General features: G+C 74.0%; 17 protein-coding genes. 9 read left to right on the top strand and 8 right to left on the bottom strand.

Going from position 1 to position 16276, the window contains the following annotated elements:
• The first annotated feature begins 63 nt into the window (after window positions 1-63).
• On the top strand, window positions 64-762 hold the full coding sequence (locus tag HAV39_RS19255) for a hypothetical protein (RefSeq protein WP_191840592.1): 699 nt from the start codon (window positions 64-66) through the stop codon (window positions 760-762).
• Between the two features lie 23 nt (window positions 763-785).
• On the opposite strand, the gene HAV39_RS19250 is transcribed toward HAV39_RS19255, so the two are convergent.
• Together HAV39_RS19250 and HAV39_RS19245 are read right to left on the bottom strand one after the other, a co-directional pair.
• Entirely contained in the window at window positions 786-1100 is a 315-nt protein-coding gene (locus HAV39_RS19250; protein ID WP_239120516.1) for a hypothetical protein, read from the bottom strand.
• Window positions 1094-1402, bottom strand: coding sequence for a hypothetical protein (locus HAV39_RS19245; protein ID WP_239120515.1), 309 nt, complete (start codon window positions 1400-1402; stop codon window positions 1094-1096). The genes HAV39_RS19250 and HAV39_RS19245 overlap by 7 nt, the downstream gene beginning before the upstream one ends.
• A gap of 138 nt (window positions 1403-1540) precedes the next feature.
• Here HAV39_RS19245 and HAV39_RS19240 point away from each other — a divergent pair, with 138 nt between their 5' ends.
• Window positions 1541-4354, top strand: coding sequence for an ATP-binding protein (locus tag HAV39_RS19240; protein ID WP_191840591.1), 2814 nt, complete (start codon window positions 1541-1543; stop codon window positions 4352-4354).
• Between the two features lie 33 nt (window positions 4355-4387).
• Here HAV39_RS19240 and HAV39_RS19235 read toward each other — a convergent pair whose 3' ends face one another.
• Window positions 4388-5584, bottom strand: coding sequence for an LCP family protein (locus tag HAV39_RS19235; RefSeq protein ID WP_191840590.1), 1197 nt, complete (start codon window positions 5582-5584; stop codon window positions 4388-4390).
• Window positions 5585-5741: 157 nt separating this feature from the next.
• Between HAV39_RS19235 and HAV39_RS19230 the strand changes: the two genes are divergently transcribed.
• Window positions 5742-5945 (top strand): CsbD family protein, encoded by a 204-nt coding sequence (locus HAV39_RS19230; RefSeq protein WP_191840589.1) that lies wholly within the window; start codon window positions 5742-5744, stop codon window positions 5943-5945.
• 91 nt (window positions 5946-6036) lie between these two features.
• Here HAV39_RS19230 and HAV39_RS19225 read toward each other — a convergent pair whose 3' ends face one another.
• On the bottom strand, window positions 6037-6219 hold the full coding sequence (locus HAV39_RS19225; RefSeq protein WP_147432798.1) for a hypothetical protein: 183 nt from the start codon (window positions 6217-6219) through the stop codon (window positions 6037-6039).
• Window positions 6220-6350: 131 nt separating this feature from the next.
• Between HAV39_RS19225 and HAV39_RS19220 the strand changes: the two genes are divergently transcribed.
• Both HAV39_RS19220 and HAV39_RS19215 read left to right on the top strand, forming a co-directional pair.
• Window positions 6351-6740: a hypothetical protein gene (locus HAV39_RS19220; RefSeq protein WP_191840588.1), complete on the top strand. Its 390-nt coding sequence runs from the start codon at window positions 6351-6353 to the stop codon at window positions 6738-6740.
• Window positions 6741-6830: 90 nt separating this feature from the next.
• Window positions 6831-6986 (top strand): DUF6131 family protein, encoded by a 156-nt coding sequence (locus HAV39_RS19215; RefSeq protein ID WP_166382865.1) that lies wholly within the window; start codon window positions 6831-6833, stop codon window positions 6984-6986.
• Between the two features lie 60 nt (window positions 6987-7046).
• Here HAV39_RS19215 and HAV39_RS19210 read toward each other — a convergent pair whose 3' ends face one another.
• Window positions 7047-8138 carry a hypothetical protein gene (locus tag HAV39_RS19210; protein WP_191840587.1) on the bottom strand — a complete coding sequence of 364 codons (1092 nt, stop codon included), beginning with the start codon at window positions 8136-8138 and terminating at the stop codon, window positions 7047-7049.
• Between the two features lie 103 nt (window positions 8139-8241).
• Window positions 8242-8712, bottom strand: a complete 471-nt coding sequence (locus HAV39_RS19205) for a hypothetical protein (protein WP_191840586.1) — start codon at window positions 8710-8712, stop codon at window positions 8242-8244.
• Window positions 8713-8826: 114 nt separating this feature from the next.
• On the opposite strand from HAV39_RS19205, the gene HAV39_RS19200 reads away from it, so the two are divergent.
• On the top strand, window positions 8827-9447 hold the full coding sequence (locus HAV39_RS19200; RefSeq protein ID WP_191840585.1) for a TetR/AcrR family transcriptional regulator: 621 nt from the start codon (window positions 8827-8829) through the stop codon (window positions 9445-9447).
• 102 nt (window positions 9448-9549) lie between these two features.
• Here the strand turns inward: HAV39_RS19200 and HAV39_RS19195 are convergent, their stop codons facing one another.
• Window positions 9550-10425 carry a diacylglycerol/lipid kinase family protein gene (locus tag HAV39_RS19195; RefSeq protein ID WP_191840584.1) on the bottom strand — a complete coding sequence of 292 codons (876 nt, stop codon included), beginning with the start codon at window positions 10423-10425 and terminating at the stop codon, window positions 9550-9552.
• Window positions 10425-11993 carry an FAD-binding oxidoreductase gene (locus HAV39_RS19190; RefSeq protein ID WP_191840724.1) on the bottom strand — a complete coding sequence of 523 codons (1569 nt, stop codon included), beginning with the start codon at window positions 11991-11993 and terminating at the stop codon, window positions 10425-10427. The genes HAV39_RS19195 and HAV39_RS19190 overlap by 1 nt, the downstream gene beginning before the upstream one ends.
• Before the next feature lie 57 nt (window positions 11994-12050).
• Between HAV39_RS19190 and HAV39_RS19185 the strand changes: the two genes are divergently transcribed.
• The 3 genes from HAV39_RS19185 to HAV39_RS19175 all read left to right on the top strand — a co-directional run bounded on the left by HAV39_RS19185 (window position 12051) and on the right by HAV39_RS19175 (window position 16276).
• The gene (locus HAV39_RS19185; protein ID WP_191840583.1) at window positions 12051-13574 is read left to right on the top strand and encodes a glycerol-3-phosphate dehydrogenase/oxidase; all 1524 of its coding nucleotides are present in this window, start codon (window positions 12051-12053) and stop codon (window positions 13572-13574) included.
• 108 nt (window positions 13575-13682) lie between these two features.
• Window positions 13683-15242 carry an FAD-binding oxidoreductase gene (locus HAV39_RS19180; protein WP_191840582.1) on the top strand — a complete coding sequence of 520 codons (1560 nt, stop codon included), beginning with the start codon at window positions 13683-13685 and terminating at the stop codon, window positions 15240-15242.
• Window positions 15243-15397: 155 nt separating this feature from the next.
• Window positions 15398-16276 (top strand): DUF4132 domain-containing protein, encoded by an 879-nt coding sequence (locus HAV39_RS19175; protein ID WP_191840581.1) that lies wholly within the window; start codon window positions 15398-15400, stop codon window positions 16274-16276.

Raw genomic sequence — 16276 nt, 5'->3', positions numbered from 1 at the left:
AAAAGCACTTTCTTCTCACATCCGCACGACACGCCTGCGAAAGTCGGTGATCAGGGGTGGGGCATGGCAGCGGTCGGCACGAGCCCGCGACGCCGGGCGGCGTACCTGGCCACGACGATGGGCGTGGTGCACTCCGTACTGGCCCTGGTGTCGTTCTGGCTGCTGCACGACGCGCCCAAGCCCGGCTCACCGGACAGCGCCGTGATCGCGTTCTACAGCGGCGGGCAGGGCCGTACGGTGCTGACCGTCGGCATCTACCTGCTGCCGCTGTCGGCCATCGCGTTCATCTGGTTCACCGTCGCACTGCGCATGTGGATCTCCGAGCACGGGCATCCCGAGCATTTCCTCTTCTCGAACCTGCAGCTGGTCGCGGGCATCGTGTACGCGGCACTGCTGCTGGTCGCGGGAGCGGCGTTCAGCGTGGACGCGGCGGTGGCCGCGCTCGGCGACGGCCCGGTCGACCCGCAGAGCGCCCGCGCCTTCCCGCAGTTCGGCCGGATGCTGGCGGTCATGCTGGACTCCCGCATGGCGGCCATCTTCGTGATGACCACGGCCGGTATCGGCCGGTCCACCAAGGTGCTGCCGGCCTGGTTCGTCTGGCTGAGCTACCCGCTGGGACTGCTGCTGCTGTTCGGAGCCACCCTGCAGACCCGGTTCGCGCTGATCTTCCCCGTCTGGGTGCTGACCCTCGCGGTGCTGCTCACCCTGCGGGTGCGCCACACCGGCGAGCCGCGCCCCGGCGACCTGGTCACCGGGGCGTGACGCCGCGCGTCAGCGGCACAACGTCAGCAGAACCAGCCGTCCTGCACCCAGCCGTTGCGGTTGACGTGGCCGTAGGCGAAGCCGTAGACGTAGCCGCCCTGCTTCGGGCCCTTGACCAGGAACGTCTGGCCCGCGTACAGCGTGCCCATCCAGGCGCCGAGCGGCTCGGTGCGCACGAACAGCGAATCGGCGCACACCGTCTCCCGCACCCCGACGGTGCCGTTGGCCGCCTGTGCCGCGGACGGCACGGCGAGCAGGGCGAGACCGGTCACGACGGCGACCGCCGTCCGCAGAGTCGCCGTCCGCAGGGTCGCCGCCCGCAGGGCTCCGGTCACCATGAGTCGTACCCTCCGATGCACTCGATCCGCATGTAGCCCCAGTCGTTGGGCCCGAAGTCGAAGGTCGCCGCCCAGCCGTTGTAGACCGGGTGCGCGCCCGGGGTGTGGCCGACCTTGTTGGCGTACTCGAGCACGCGCTTGAGCCCGTGCGGGCCGGACGCCGAGTCGTAGTTGTCGTAGAAGCTGGCACTCTGGCAGACGTTGATCGCATGCCGGGGCACGACGACGGCCTGGGCGGGGCTCGCGGTGGCGAGAGCACCCACGACGACCAGGGCCGCGACGATTCTCGTGGAGATTCGCATATCCACCCTCTTCACTTGACGGTGATCGCGCCAAGCTATCAGGACTGTAGTTTCTGCACAAGAATCACCAGATCTGTGAAACTTTCCTTTGCGCGGACTTCCCGGCCGTCAGGCACGCCCGCTCACTAGGCTCGGAGCATGAGGCCGGTCTCTCCGGTTTTCGTGGGCCGACAGGGTGAGACGGACCGGCTGCGCGCGCTCGCGCGGCAGGCGGTGGCCGGCCACGGCGTGGCGGTCCTGGTCGAGGGCGAACCGGGCATCGGCAAGACCTCACTGCTGGACCGGGTCGCCGCGGACTGCGCCGGCCTCGGCATGCGACTGCTCACCGGCGCCGCCGAGGACCTGGAGCAGCAGCTGCCGTTCTCGGCGATCGCCAACTGCCTGGGCATCGGCGCCGCCACCACGGATCCCGAGCTGGCCCGCGTCTCCGGGCTGCTGCGCGGCGAGCAGGCGTTCACGCAGAGCCTGGCCGCCGCCAACCACGACTTCGTCATCACCGAGGCCATCCTCGACCTGTTCGACGAGTGGTTCGCGCAGGGCCCGGTCGCGCTGCTGCTGGACGACGCGCAGTGGGCGGACCCGCAGAGCCTCGTCGTGACGCACCGGCTCGGCCGCGGCATCGACCAGCAGCCGATGCTCCTGGTGGTGGCCACCCGCTCGGCGCCCCGGGCCGAAGCCGTCGACGCGCTCGAACGCAGCCTCGTGGCCCGCGGCGGGCACGTGGTCGAGCTGGCGCCGCTGCCGCCGAGCGAGGTCTCCACACTCGCCCACGACCTGCTCCACGCCGACGCCGGGCCCCGGCTGCGCCGGTTGCTGGCCACCGCCGGCGGCAACCCGATGTACGTGACCGAGCTGCTGGCCGAGCTGTCCGACGAGGGTGCGCTGGCCGAGCGGAACGGCCGGGTGGAGCTGGTCTGGAACACCGACGAGCTGGCCGAGGGCTGGGTCCCGCCGCCACTGGCGGAGGTGATCCTGCACCGGCTCGCCTGCCTGCCCCCCGGCGTACGCGACGTGCTGCAGACCGCCGCGGTGTTCGGACGGACCGTCGACCTGACCGAACTGTCGCAGGTGCAGGGGCGGCCGGTGGCCGAACTGGCCGCCGTCGCCGCCAGCGCGGTCGAGGCGGGCGTCCTCACCGACACCGGCACCCGGCTGGAGTTCCGGCAACCGCTCATCCGGGAGGCGCTCGCCGCACGGGTGCCGCCCTCGGCCCGGGCCGCGCTGCACCGGCGTGCGGCGCAGTCGCTCGACGCGGGCGGGACCGGCGTGGAACGCGTCGCCGAGCACGTGATGGCGGGTGAGGACGTCGACGAGCGGACGACGCAGTGGCTGATCGGCGTGGCCGACACGCTGACCGCCCGCGCCCCCGAACTGGCGGTCGAGCTGCTGCAGCGGGCACTGCCGACGGCGACCCGGCGACAGGCGGGCAGGCTGCGGCTGCAGCTGATCCGGGCGCTGCTCTGGCGGGGCGAACCTGCCGAGGCGGAACGGCTGGCCCGCGACGCCGTCGCCACGGGTGACGATCCTGCCTGCGACGGCGAGCTGCGCTGGCTGCTCGCGCAGACCAGCTACCGCCGCGGGCACCTGCGCGAGTCGCTGGACGTCATCCAGCAGGCCCTGGCCCGGCCCGGACTGAGCGAGCCCGAGCGCGGCCGTTTCCACGGCTTCGCGGCCGTCTGCCTGTTCTTCCTGACCCGGTTCGACGAGGCCCGGACCGCCGCCCGGCAGGCGGTGCTGGCCGGCGAGGCTACCGGCGACGCGCGCTGCCGCGGCATCGGCGACTTCGCCCTGGCCATGACGATGGCGATGGACGGCGACCTGGCGCAGGCGCTGGCCGTCAACGACCGGGCGATCGCCACCCTGACCGAGGGGGTGCAGCCGGACCTGCAGGTCGACCCGCACACCCTGCGCGGCATGTGCCTGCTGGAGCTGGACCGGCCGGCCGAGGCGGAACGGGCGCTGGCCGCCGCGATCGCCGGCAACCGGGAGTCCGGCGGGGCCTACCTCCCGATGGCCCACACGCTGCGGGCGCGCCTGCTGTTCCTGACCGGACGCTGGGACGACGCCCTGGTCGAGATCGAGGCCGGGGCCGACCTGCCGGACCTGCTCGGCAGCGCGGTGCGGCTGCGCGGCATGGCCGACCTGATCGCGGTGCACCGCGGCGCGACGGTCGACCCGCCCACGGGCCCGGGCGCGTCCTACCCGCACCACTTCAGCCGGTGGGCGAGGGCGCTGTGCGTGGAGTCCCAACAGGGCCCGGCGGCCGCCTTCGAGCTGCTGTGCCCCGCCTGGGAGAAGGCGCACGGACTGGAGCCGCGACGGCTGGTCTACCGCGTCTGCGCCGACCTGGCCCGGCTGGCGGTCGCCACGGGTGACCGGGACCGGGCCCGCGTGCTGGCCCGGGAGGTGGACGAGCTGGTCACCCCGCAGGCGCAGCCGAGCCTCACCGCGACCGCGCAGCTGTGCCACGGGCTGGCCGACGACGATCCGGACCTGCTGCTGGCGGCGGCCGCGGACTACCGGGCGGCGGGCTGGCCGCTCTACGAGGGCAACGCCTTCGAGAACGCGGCCGAGGTGCTGGCCCGCCGCGACCGCCCGGCCCAGGCTCGCCAAGCCCTGGACCAGGCCCTGGAGCGGTACGGCGCGCTGGAGGCGACCGCCGACGCCGACCGCGCGGAGGCACGGCTGCGGGCGGTCGGCGTGCGCCGGGGCGTACGCGGCCCGCGCAAGCGCCCCAAGCACGGCTGGGAGGCGCTCACCGCGACCGAGCAGCGCGTCGCCGCGCTGGTGGCGGCGGGCATGTCCAACCCGGAGGTCGCCGCGCAGATGTTCCTGTCCCGGCGCACCGTGCAGTCGCACGTGTCGAGCATCCTCGGCAAGCTGGAGCTCAACTCACGGGTCGAGCTGGCGGTGCGGGCGGCCGAGCGCACCGCGGTGCGGGCCGGCGGCTAGACCGCCGGGCAGATCCGGTGGGGGCGCGGTGGTTCACCGCCGGTTCGCGGCCGCCGGGCTGTCGACCGGGGGCTGGGCGTCCACCGCGTCGCCGATGACCGACTCGGGGTGGAGCGCGACGTACTCGTCGAGCGTGCCGCTCGCGGCCGCCTGGAACATCAGCAGGGTCTGCGGGCTGATCGCCTGGGTGCCCTTGACCTTGGCCCGGTTGTACATGCCGTTGTTGGTCTTGAGCATGACCAGGTCGGTGGTGCCCAGTCCGCGCAGCGTCCAGATGTAGTCGAACAGGTCGGCGTGTCCGGTGTCGAGCTTCAGCGTGCTGCCCGCGGCCTTGAGCAGGGAATTAATCTTGATGGGATTGGTGATGATCCCGGCCGAGGTGACCTTGTCGCCGACCGCCTTCAGCAGCTGCTGCTGGTGGCGCTGCCGGTCGTAGTCGCCGTACGGGCCGCTCTTGCGCTGGCGCACGTAGTCCAGTGCCTCCCAGCCTTCCATGTCGCGGCAGCCGACGTGGTGCACGTAGGTGTTGGGCAGGAACACCCCGGACTTCTTGCCGTAGGCGTACTGCGGCTTGCCGTCCACCACGACGAAGTGGTCGGACCGGGTCTCCTGGTCGACGCACATGTGTACGCCGTCCAGCTCGTCGACCACGTTCTTGAACGCGTCGAAGTCGACGACCGCCACGCCGTCGAACTTCAGCCCGGTCAGCTCGTGCACCATGTTCGCGGTGAGCGCGGCCCCGCCCTGCCAGCCCTGCCCGTTGCGCGAGCCGTAGGTGTAGGCGGCGTTGGCCCTGGTCCGTGCCCCGTAGAAGTTGGCCGGCGGATACGCCGGGATGTGCACCAGGGCGTCACGCGGGATCGACATCAGGTATGCCCGCTCGTGCCCGGCGGGCACGTGCAGCACGATGATGGTGTCGGCCCGGCCGCTGCCCTCGACCCAGCCGTCACGGGTGTCCAGCCCCAGCAGCAGCAGGTCGATCGCACCGCGCAGGGTGCGCCCCTCGACCGTCGGCTCCTTGCGCGCCTCGCCCTCCAGCACCGAGCCGGTCTCCACCGCACTGGTCAGGCTGTGCAGGTAGGACTGGGTGACCAGCGCGCCGCCGAACCCCAGCGCCAGCACGAGCACCATCATGCCGAGCATCAGCACCGCCCACACCGGCAGCCGCCGACGGCGGGGTCGGAGCGGGGGGATGTCGGGCAGGCCGCGGGGGCTCTCGAGCGGGGTCATCAGTCTCTCCGTGCCGGGGGTCTCCTGGCGAAGGACCCTACCAGCCGAAAACTGGCTATTGGCGCGTTTTGTCTTGTTCCCCCGACTCAGGAGGTTTCAGATGATCCGCACCGGGTACTCGGTGGTCAGAGATATCCGCTGTCTCGAAGGAGTGGACATGGGCATCACCGACAAGATCAGCAACACCGCCGAGAACGCCAAGGGCAAGGCCAAAGAGGCCACCGGCAAGATGACCGACAACGAGCGCCTCGAGGCCGAGGGCAAGATGGACCAGGCCTCGGCGAAGGCCAAGCAGGTCGGCGAGAAGGCCAAGGACGCCATGGGCGACGCCAAGGACGCGGCCAAGGACGCGCTGCGCTAGCCGGTTCGAGTTGCCGATCAGGAAGGAGCCGCCCCCGGCCGGGAACGGCTCCTTCGCTGTCGTGTGCCGCCGTCGCGCCGGTCGCCGGCCCTCAGTGCTCGGAGCCGGAGAACGGCTCGGGCGGGTTGCGCGGGTCGTGGCGTTCCTCGGTCAGGCGCTCGGTGTCCTCCTGCCGACGCTGCTCGTCGCGGTGCGCCTCGTCCCGGACATGCTCCAGGTCGGAACCACCCGTCGGCTCGATCGGCTCGTACTCCTCCGGGCTGTGATCGGTCATGTCCGACTGCATACCCGCGCCACGGCCTGCACAAACGCTTGCGAGGAGGGTGCCGGGTGTATCCTGATCATCTCGGCGACATCCCGTGTTGTGCCCGCCGCAGGCCCGTGGTGACCCTATGATCTGTTGACATGACAGTCAGTGAACAGCTCATCACGGCGAGCGATGAGGAGCGGGCGGACCTTCGCGCCGAGCTGATCACTCTGCTCGACCGCTGGCAGGCCTGGCGCAACGACCCGGCTTACCCGGGCACCGGCCGGGTGGGTCCGGCCTGGCAGGCGGGCCTCGACCGGGCCATCGCCGCCACCCGGCAGTCCGTGTACGCACTGCCGCCCGATCACGACCCCAGCGCGCTGGCCGACCTGACCCAGCCCCTGCTGAGCACCTTCTGGGCACACCGGCCGGGACCAATGGCCGAGGTCGTCACCCAGGTGGCGCTGCTGCGGCTGCGCGCCGTCGCGATGCACGGCCGGGTCGCCCGGCAGCTCGCGCAGGAGCCCGTGGGCACCGCGGCCAATTGATCGTCAGCCATTGAGCGTCCGGTTTAGCCCCGTCGGGGGACGGGTACCTCATCGGTGATGGGGAGTTGTTCCTCGAGTGGGGAGATCGAAGTGCTTGTTCTAGGCCTGATTCTGTTGCTGCTGGGGTATTTCCTCCACATCAGCATCCTCTGGACCATCGGCCTGATCCTGCTGATCGTGGGAGCGATCCTCTGGATCCTGGGCGCGGTGGGCCGCCCCGTGGGCGGACGACGGCATTATTGGTGACAGGATCTGAACGACGGAAGGGGCGCCCCGCGGGGCGCCCCTTCCGTCGTTTCCGCAGCGCTACCGCCGCTCGGCGGCGGGTCGTGCCGTGGCGGCCAGCACGACCGCGACCAGCAGTCCGGCCAGCGCCTGCACGACCGGGATGCCGGTGTAGAGCTCGGGCAGCGCCTGCGCCGTGATGCTGCCCGACGCGTCGACCAGTTGCGGCGCGAAGAGGAAGCCGATCGCCAGGTAGACCGACCAGGTGAACAGGCCGGCCAGCGCGGCCACCGCCCACAGCCCGCCCCGGCTGCCCGGCGACGGCCGCAGCCACAGCACGGCCAGGTCGGTGAGCACGCCGGCGACCAGCAGCCCGCCGATGAGCTCGGGGTTGCCGAAGCCGGTGATCGCGGCACAGAGCGCGCCGATGACCGCGTAGACGACCGTCACGCTGCCCGGCGGCAGCGTCCAGCGCCGGGCCAGGGTCAGCACCGGCAGGATCAGCACCAGGTTGGTGACCAGGATCGAGGTCGCCATGTCGGAGCTGAGCCGCTCGTCGACGTTGGTCAGTGCCATCATGATCCGGCCCGGGCTGTACACCAGCGCGTTGGCGTACTGCAGGAACAGCAGCACCAGCGTGGCCGCCAGGGCGATGGACAGCACCGCCGGGAGCAGCCCGAGCAGGCCGGGGGCCGGATCGGTGCGGCGCGCCCACGCCGTGCGCAGCGGCGTGGTGACGATGATCATCATCGCGGTGACCAGGCCCAGGTGGGTGGGGCTGAACAGGATGTCGATGGTCTGCTCGACCCCGAACACGACGTGCCAGAGCATGTCACCGAGGCCCGCCAGGGCGAACCCGCCGATCGCCAGCACCGCCGCCGGATAGCCGGCCGGCATGGCGCGCAGGTCCGGCAGCCGCCCGCCGCGGAACGCGGCCCGGCAGGTCCACAGGATCCAGCCCGCGGTCACGACGAATCCCCAGTAGAACACCGCATGCCACGGCGTGAAGAAGGTCTCCAGCTCGGGCACGTTGTTGTGCGCCCAGGCGTCGACCATCAGGCCGATGGTGAACCACGTGCCCAGCAGCACGGTCACCAGGTCGGTGCGATAGGACGTCACCGGCCGGTCGGGATCGGTCGCCGGGGCGACCTGTTCGGGTGCGGTGCTGACCATGTGGAACCCCATCCTGCCGTGAGCCGAGTCCGTGGCGCGACAAAGGATATCGCCGTCGATCACCGCGCGCCGACCGCCGGGCAGGATCAGGGGGTCACCGTGATCAGGGAGTCACCGTGGGCGCGGCGGGCGAGGCCGGCGCGGCCGGCGGCACGGGCACCGGCACGCCGCCGTCGGGCAGCGTGTTCGGCGGGAACGGCCAGGGCATCGGCGGGCCTTCGAGGCCCCGCTGGCGCAGCCGCTCCAGCAGCTGGCGCTTCAGCTCCTGGTCGCGCAGGCGCTGCTCGGGCCGCACCCGCTCGTCGCGGTCGACCTTGCCGCCCCAGGGGCCGCGCTCGTGCCGGTCGAAATCGTGCTGGCCGAAATCGTGGTGGCCGCGGTGGTGACCCGCCATCAGGCCGGCCGCGAGGCCGAGGCCGCCGCAGACCAGGCCGCCCAGCAGGAACGCGATCAGCAGCGCGGCCAGCATGCCCGCGGACGGCCGGGACCAGGTGCGGGCGGTCGGCGCGGGCCGCGGGTCCGGAGCCGGCTCGGCGGTGGTGTCGTCGACCGGCTGCTGCGGCTCGGTGGTCATACGGGCTCCCAGGCTGAGGGGGTACGGCAGGACGTCGGCGCTGCCGCGCGGGCCGGGTACCACTGTGACACCGTGCGCCGCTGCGCGGAAGCCGGGCGTGGTACACATGGGCCGGTGGACGCTGAGGAGGAGCCGGGCGGACGGCGCGTGGAGGACCTCGTGCTCGACGCCGCCCGTGACTGCGTGCTGGCGTACGGGGTGCGCCGGACGACGGTGACGGACGTGGCGCGCCGGGCCGGGGTGTCCCGGATGTCGGTGTACCGCCGCTGGCCCGACGTGCAGAGCCTGGTCGGCGACCTGATGAGCCGCGAGTGGCACCGCGTGATCGTGGACGCGGCGCGGCAGGCCGCTGCGGCGGACGGGCCGCTGCGTGCCCGGCTGGTGGCCCAGTCGGTGGCCGCCGCGGCGACGCTGCGCACGCATCCGCTGCTCCGCAAGATCCTGGAAGTGGACCCCGAGATCCTGCTGCCGTACATGCTGGACCGGCGCGGCGCCGGGCAGGAGGAGATGCTCGGCTTCCTGGTCGAGATGATCGCGGCGGGGCAGGCCGAGGGTTCGGTGCGCGCCGGCGACCCGGCCCGGCTGGCCCGCGCCGTGCTGCTGACCGCACAGTCGTTCGTGCTCTCCGTGGCCACGGTCTCGGACGGGCACACCCCGGCCGAGTTCGACGAGGAACTGGCCGTCCTGCTGGACCGCTACCTCTCCCCTGGCGCGCCCGCGCCCCGCCTTTCATAGACGCTGGCCTATTACGCTGAGTTCGATCCACGAATAGTCAGCGCAATAGGCCGGCGTCTATGCCAGAGCGGGGGTTCGCGGGACGCGGGGCGGGACGTGGTTTCAGTGTGGGGCGAGGAGGGACAGGGCTGCGGGGAGCACCTGGATGGGCAGGTCGCCGTGGGTGGTGAGCGGGTCGCCGTCGGCGTAGGCGGGCACCGGGCGGTCGGCGGACAGCCGCACGGACCTGCCGCGCAGCACGGTCACCTCGGGGCGGCGCACGTGCGTGCCGGTCCGCATCTCGCGCAGGACCAGCGGGAACACCAGTTTGGACGCGTCGCCGAGCACGACCACGTCGAGCAGCCCGTCGTCGACGGCCGCGTCGGGCGCGACGTGCAGCCCGCCCCCGTAGTAGCCGGAGTTCGCCACCACCGCCGAGTACGCCCGCACGGGCGCGAGGTCCTGCCCGTCCACGGTGAGCCGGTAGACCGTGGGCCGCCACCCGAGCAGCGCACGCGCCCCGGCCAGCGGGTAGACCAGCCCGGCCGGGGTGAACCGGGCCCGGTTGGCCCGCTCGTTGGCAACCGCGTCGACCCCGGCGTACACGCTGCCGAGCACGATCTCGCCGCCCGCGTCGAGCACGTCGATCCGGCGCGGCTCGCCGTGCAGCAGGAGCGACGCGACGTCCTCGGGACGGCTCGGCAGGCCGAGCTGCCGGGCCAGGTCGTTGCCCCGCCCGGCGGGGACGACGCCCAGCACGCCGTCCGTGCCCGCCAGCGCCGCACCGAGGCAGCGCAGCGTGCCGTCACCCCCGGCGGCCAGCACCGTCTCGCCGTCGGCGGCACAGCGCCGGGCCACCTCGCGGGCCTGGTCGACACCACCGGTGTACTCGACCCGCACCCGCGCCCCGCCCGCGCGCAGCAGCTGCGCGACCGGCATCAGCCGGGCCAGCCCGCGGCGCGCGGCCGGCCCCACCACGGCCGTGAACGACCTGGTCATCAGGGCGCCGGGCGGGGTGCCACGAGAATGCCCGGGTTCAGCACCCCCGCCGGGTCGAGTTCGCGCTTGACGGCGCGCAGCACGTCGACGCCAAGCGGGCCGACCTCCTGGGCGAACCAGTCGCGGTGCTCGGTGCCGACGCCGTGGTGGTGGCTGATGGTGCCGCCCGCCGCGATGATCGCGTCGTTGGCCGCCGCCTTGGCCCGCTGCCAGCGCGCCACCGGCTCGTCGCCGAACGCGGTGACCACGGTGAAGTAGAGGGAGGCGCCGGTCTCGTACACATGGGAGACGTGGCACAGCACCATCGACGGCACGGGCAGCGCCGCGAACAGCGCCTCGCGGACGGCCTCGTACAGGCCGGGCAGCGCGGACCAGAACGCCGCGGTCTCCAGCGTCTCCGCGAACGCCCCCGCGTCGAGCAGCGCGTCGCGCAGGTAGGGCGCATCGAACCGGTGCGCGGCCCACTGCTCCCCCGGCTCGGTGCCCAGTGACTCCCCGCCGCACTCGCGCAGCACGTCGGCGGTCTCCGCCGCGACCCGGTCGACCGACGCGCCCTCGTGGCCCACCACGAGCAGGCAGCCGCCGTCGCCGCGCCCCCGGCCGGTCGCCCCGAGCATGGTCTCGACCTCGTCGGACAGCCGCAGCACGGTCGGCCGTGGACCGTCCTGGGCCAGCCGTCGCGCCGCCGCGACGCCGTCCACGAACGACGGGAACCGCCAGCCTTCGTAACGGCGCTGGGCGGCGAGCGGGCGGACCCGCACGGTGACGTCGGTGATGACGCCGAACGCGCCCTCCGAGCCGAGGAACAGGCGGCGCAGGTCGGGTCCGGCCGACGAGGCGGGGGCGCGGCCGGTGGTGAGCGTGCCGCGCGGGGTGGCCACGGTCATCCCGACGACCATGTCGTCGAAGCGGCCGTAGCCGGCGGACGCCTGGCCCGAGGAGCGGGTGGCGGCGAAGCCGCCGATGGTGGCGTACTCGTACGACTGCGGGACGTGGCCGAGGGTGAAGCCGTGGGCAGCCAGCAGCTCGTCGGCGCGCGGCGCGGGCAGCCCGGCCTGCAGCACCGCGGTGCGCGACACGGGGTCGACCGCGACCAGCCGGTCGAGCCGGCGCAGGTCGAGCGTGATGTGCCCGCCGGTCTCGGGGCTGAGCCCGCCGACGACCGAGGTGCCGCCGCCGAACGGCACCACCGCGAGCCGGTGCGCGGCGCAGACCGCCAGCACGGCCAGCACCTGGTCGTGGTCGGCGGGGGCGACCACGGCGGCCGGGAGCGCGGGCAGCTCGCCCGCGCGCTGGTGGAACAGGTCGGGAGTGGACTTGCCGGACGCGTGCAGCGCGCGTTCGGCGGCGGCGGTGTCGACATGCTCCGCGCCGACCACGGCGGCGAGCGCGGCGAGGGTGTCCGCGGCCAGCTCCGCGGGCGCCGCCACGGCGTCCAGTGCGGCGGGCGCGGCGGGCGGCGTCACCTCGAAGACCTGCTTGAGCAGCCCCGCCACGGCCTCGGGCAGCGGCTTCGCGTGCTCCGGTGTGCCCCAGCGCGCCCAGCCCGCGCGCCGCTCTTCCCGCATCACATCCATGTGTGACAGAGTTACATCAAGTGTCACTTCGGCGCAAGGAGGAGACCCGTGTCGACCTCTCTCACCGCGGCGCGCCGGGCGCGCGAGCTGGCCGCGCTGGCCGCCGGCGAGGTGGTGGACGTGCTGGTGGTCGGGCTCGGCGTGACCGGGGCCGGGGTCGCGCTCGATGCGGCCACCCGGGGCCTGTCCGTCGCCGCGATCGACGCCCACGACCTCGCCTTCGGCACCTCCCGGTGGAGCTCCAAACTGGTCCACGGCGGGCTGCGCTACCTGGCCAAGGGCGAGGTCGGCGTGGCGTACGAGAGCGCGGTGGAGCGCGGCACGCTGATGGCCCGCACCGCGCCGCACCTGACCCGGGCGCTGGCCATGGTGCTGCCCGCGACGGCGTACACCGCGCCGCTGACGGTCGGCCTGGCCGGGGCCGGCCTGCGCGCGGGCGACCTGCTGCGCGCGGCGGCGGGCACCCGGCGCGCGATCCTGCCCGGTGTGCGCTCGCTGTCCGCCGCCGAGGCGCGGGGCATGGTGCCCGCGCTGCGCCCGGCCGGGCTGCGCGGGGCGCGGCTGTCCTGGGACGGGCAGCTGTGCGACGACGCCCGGCTGGTGACCGGGCTGGCCCGCGCCGCGGCCGGGGCGGGCGCGAAGGTGCTGACCCGCTGCCGGGCCAGCGAGCTGACCGGTGACGCGGCCGCCGTGGTCGACACGCTCACCGGGACCCGGCACACCCTGCGGGCCCGCGCGGTGGTCAACGCGACCGGCGTCTGGGCCGGGCAGCTCGCCCCCGACATCACCCTGCGGCCGTCCCGCGGCACGCATCTCGTGCTGCCGTCGGCGCTGCTCGGCGGGCTGTGGGCGGGCCTGACCATCCCGGTGCCCGGCGAGCTGTCCCGCTTCGTGATCGTGCTCCCGCAGGCCGACGGCCTGGTGTACGTCGGGCTCACCGACGAACCCGTGGACGGCCCCGTGCCGGACGTGCCCGAGGTCCCCGCGTCGGATGTGGACTTCCTGCTCGACGTGCTCAACTCGGCGCTGGAGACGCCGGTGCGCCGGGCCGACGTGCTCGGCGCGTTCGCCGGGCTGCGGCCGCTGATGGCAGGCCCGCAGGCGCGAAGCGGGCGCACCGCCGACATCTCCCGGCGGCACGCCGTAGTGCAGGGGCGCGACGGCGTGGTCACCGTGGTCGGCGGCAAGCTGACCACGTACCGGCGGATGGCGCAGGACACCGTGGACGTGCTTGCCGCGCGGCCGGGCGTGCACGCCGGCCCGTGCCGGACCCGCGACCTGTCGCTGCCCGGCGCGGCCCCGCGCGACCTGCTGGCCCGGGTGCCCGCGCCCGCCCGCCTGATCGCCCGCTACGGCACCGAGGCGCCCGCCGTGCTGGCCGAGGCCCCGCCGGAACTGCACGCCCCGATCACGCCCGACAGCCCGGTGACCGGCGCCGAGCTGCTGTGGGCGATCCGCCACGAGGGCGCGCTGACCGTCGACGACCTGCTCGACCGGCGCACCCGCCTCGGCCTGGTGCCGCAGCACCGCGCCGCCGCCCTGCCCCTGGCCGAACGCCTCCTCGCCCCCTGAAACGAAGGAAGGGCACCTTCTTGTCGCTATGCGTTGTAGAAGGTGCCCTTCCCATCCACCGTCCGCGTGGGCGGTGTCCTGAGCAGCGACTATTCGAGTGGAGGCGGCATGCGCGGCGGGCGGGAACGGTCCTGGTGGGGCTGGGGGTGGGCGGATCAGGCGGTGGACGCCGAGGGGTGCGCGAAGCTGGCCCGGCGGGTCGGCCCGTTCCTGCCGTTGGACGGTGCGCTGAGTCCGGTGCCGCAGGTGCCGGAGCTGCCGCCGTCGCGGCTGCGGCCGCCCGCGACCGTCGCCGCGCTGTGCCGCGACGACGCGCGGACGCGGGCCGCGCACGCCTACGGGCGGGCGTACCGCGACGTGGTCCGGCTGCTGGACGGGGTGCTGGACAACCCACCGGACCTGGTCGCCTTCCCGCGCGACGAGCCCGACGTGATCGCGGTGCTGGACTGGGCCGGCGACGCGGCCGTCCCGGTGGTCCCGTTCGGCGGCGGCACCAGCGTCGTCGGCGGCGTCGAGTTCCGCGGCGGCGGCCCGTGGCTGTCGCTGGACCTGACCGGCCTGTCCGGCGTGGTCGAGGTCGACGAGGTCAGCCGGGCCGCGCTGATCCGGGGCGGCACCTTCGGCCCCGACCTGGAGGACGCGCTGCGACCGTACGGCCTCACCCTGCGGCACTTCCCGCAGAGCTTCGAGTTCTCCACCTTCGGCGGCTGGCTGGCCACCCGCGCCGGCGGGCACTACGCCACCGGGTACACGCACATCGACGACCTGGTCGAGTCGATGCGGGTGGTGACCCCGGCCGGGGTCGCGCAGTCGCTGCGGGTGCCCGCCTCGGGCGCGGGCCCGTCGCCGGACCGGTTCTGGCTCGGCTCCGAGGGCGCTCTCGGCGTCATCACCGAAGGCTGGGCCCGCGTGCAGCAGCGCCCGACGTTCCGGGCCGGGGCCGCGCTGCGCTTCGACGGGTACGCCGACGCGGTGCACGCCGTGCGCTCCGTCGCCCAGTCGGGGCTGCGCCCGGCGAACTGCCGCCTGCTCGACCCGCTCGAAGCGATGCTCGGCGCGGCGGCCGCCGACGGGTCGAGCCGGCTGCTGCTCGGCTTCGAATCGGCCGACCACCCGGTCGACGCGCTGCTCGCGCGGGCCGTCGAGCTGTGCCGCGAGCACGGCGGGATGGTCGAGCCGGCGGCGCAGGACAGCACCGGGCGCTGGCGGGACACCTTCGTCGGCGCGCCCTACCTGCGTGACGGGCTGGCCCGGCTCGGCGTGGTGGTGGAGACGTTCGAGACCGCGTGCACCTGGGCCGCGTTCGACGCGCTGCACGCCGCGGTGGTCGAGGCGGCCGCGGCGGCGGGCCAGGCCGAGACGGGCAGCCCGGCGCTGGTCACCTGCCGGTTCACGCACGTGTACCCGGACGGCCCGGCCCCCTACTTCACCGTGTACGCGGCCGGCCGACGCGGCGCGCAGGCGCAGATCTGGGACGCGCTCAAGCGGGCGGCGGGTGACGCGATCGCCGCGCACGGCGGCACCATCACCCATCACCACGCCGTCGGCCGCGACCATCTGCCCTGGTACACCCGACAGCGGCCGGAGCCGTTCGCGCTGGCGCTGCGGGCCGCGAAGTCCGCCGTGGATCCGGCGGGCGTGCTCAACCCGGGGGTGCTGCTGCCCTGATCCGGGTAGTAAGAAGCCCGCTTCGGCGATCACGGGGGGAACCGTCGAAGCGGGCTTGCAAGCGAAGGTACCTCGTTTTCCCGCCCGACGCCATCCCCGTCCTCAGGAATTTCTGCCGACCCGATTGTCGGGCGTGGCTGGCACAATCCCGCGTCGTGAACGGGGAGACGGAACCGGGCTGGCTGCCCGTGGGCGCGGGCTATCAGGTGGCGCTGCACGGTGGGCGGGTCGTGGCCCGCAACGCGTCGGGCGCACGGCTCAAGGGCCTGCCCGCCGCCCTGAAGGACGATCCGGTGGTGCTCGACCTGCGGCAGCTGCGCGAGTGGCTGGCCCGCCACGAGGCGGAGTGCCTGGCCGAGGTCGAGCGCTGGATGGTGCGCGGGCTGCCGGTGGCCGCCCCGGTGCTGGCCCGGGTCTGGGCCGACGAGGCCTGGCGGGCGGCCCTGCGCGACCTGGTCGTCGCGCCGTACGGCGAACACGGGCCGGACCTCGGGCGGGCCGGGTTCCTGCGCGACGTCGACGCCGCGCGCGGCGCGGGCGTGGTCGGGCTCGACGGCGAGTCGGCGTGGCTCGGCCCCGGCCCGTACGCCGTCCCGCACCCCGTGCTGCTCGACGACGTCGCCGAGCTGCGCGAGTTCGCGGCCGAGCTGGACGTGCGGCAGGGCGTGGCACAGCTGTTCCGGGAGGCTCACCGCCGCCCCGCAGGGCGCGCCGAGCAGGCCGCCCAGCTGCACGGCTACGCCGCGGCGCACTACGCGCAGCTGCGGCACGCGACCTCGCGCGCGGTCGCGCTCGGTTACGCGGTGCGCGCCGGCGTCGCCCGCTGCCGGATCGTCGAGCACGGCCGGGCGATCGACGCCGTCGTCTGGCTCGGCGACGGCGACCCGGGCTGCGAGACCTGGCTCGGCCCCCTCCAGTTCGTCGACCCGTCCGGCCGGGACGTCGCCGGTGCCCAGGTCGGGCCCATCACCTGGTCGGAGGGCGTGCGCCTGGCCGCCGCCCTGCACGCCGGCCGCACCGGGACCAGTCAGTGA

This window comes from Catellatospora chokoriensis, from assembly GCF_011297315.1.
In the GTDB taxonomy this organism is placed as follows: Bacteria; Actinomycetota; Actinomycetes; order Mycobacteriales; family Micromonosporaceae; genus Catellatospora; species Catellatospora citrea.
The sequence above is the reverse complement of the archived record's forward strand: the minus strand, read 5'-3'. Positions and strand labels throughout refer to the sequence as shown.

Bases quoted from the DNA above. Each gene is read 5' to 3' on its own strand.
- HAV39_RS19255 (WP_191840592.1), top strand. From the start codon at position 64: ATGGCAGCGGTCGGCACGAGCCCGCGACGCCGGGCGGCGTACCTGGCC.
- HAV39_RS19250 (WP_239120516.1), bottom strand. From the start codon at position 1,100: ATGGTGACCGGAGCCCTGCGGGCGGCGACCCTGCGGACGGCGACTCTG.
- HAV39_RS19245 (WP_239120515.1), bottom strand. From the start codon at position 1,402: ATGCGAATCTCCACGAGAATCGTCGCGGCCCTGGTCGTCGTGGGTGCT.
- HAV39_RS19240 (WP_191840591.1), top strand. From the start codon at position 1,541: ATGAGGCCGGTCTCTCCGGTTTTCGTGGGCCGACAGGGTGAGACGGAC.
- HAV39_RS19235 (WP_191840590.1), bottom strand. From the start codon at position 5,584: ATGACCCCGCTCGAGAGCCCCCGCGGCCTGCCCGACATCCCCCCGCTC.
- HAV39_RS19230 (WP_191840589.1), top strand. From the start codon at position 5,742: ATGGGCATCACCGACAAGATCAGCAACACCGCCGAGAACGCCAAGGGC.
- HAV39_RS19225 (WP_147432798.1), bottom strand. From the start codon at position 6,219: ATGACCGATCACAGCCCGGAGGAGTACGAGCCGATCGAGCCGACGGGT.
- HAV39_RS19220 (WP_191840588.1), top strand. From the start codon at position 6,351: ATGACAGTCAGTGAACAGCTCATCACGGCGAGCGATGAGGAGCGGGCG.
- HAV39_RS19210 (WP_191840587.1), bottom strand. From the start codon at position 8,138: ATGGTCAGCACCGCACCCGAACAGGTCGCCCCGGCGACCGATCCCGAC.
- HAV39_RS19205 (WP_191840586.1), bottom strand. From the start codon at position 8,712: ATGACCACCGAGCCGCAGCAGCCGGTCGACGACACCACCGCCGAGCCG.
- HAV39_RS19195 (WP_191840584.1), bottom strand. From the start codon at position 10,425: ATGACCAGGTCGTTCACGGCCGTGGTGGGGCCGGCCGCGCGCCGCGGG.
- HAV39_RS19190 (WP_191840724.1), bottom strand. From the start codon at position 11,993: ATGCGGGAAGAGCGGCGCGCGGGCTGGGCGCGCTGGGGCACACCGGAG.
- HAV39_RS19180 (WP_191840582.1), top strand. From the start codon at position 13,683: ATGCGCGGCGGGCGGGAACGGTCCTGGTGGGGCTGGGGGTGGGCGGAT.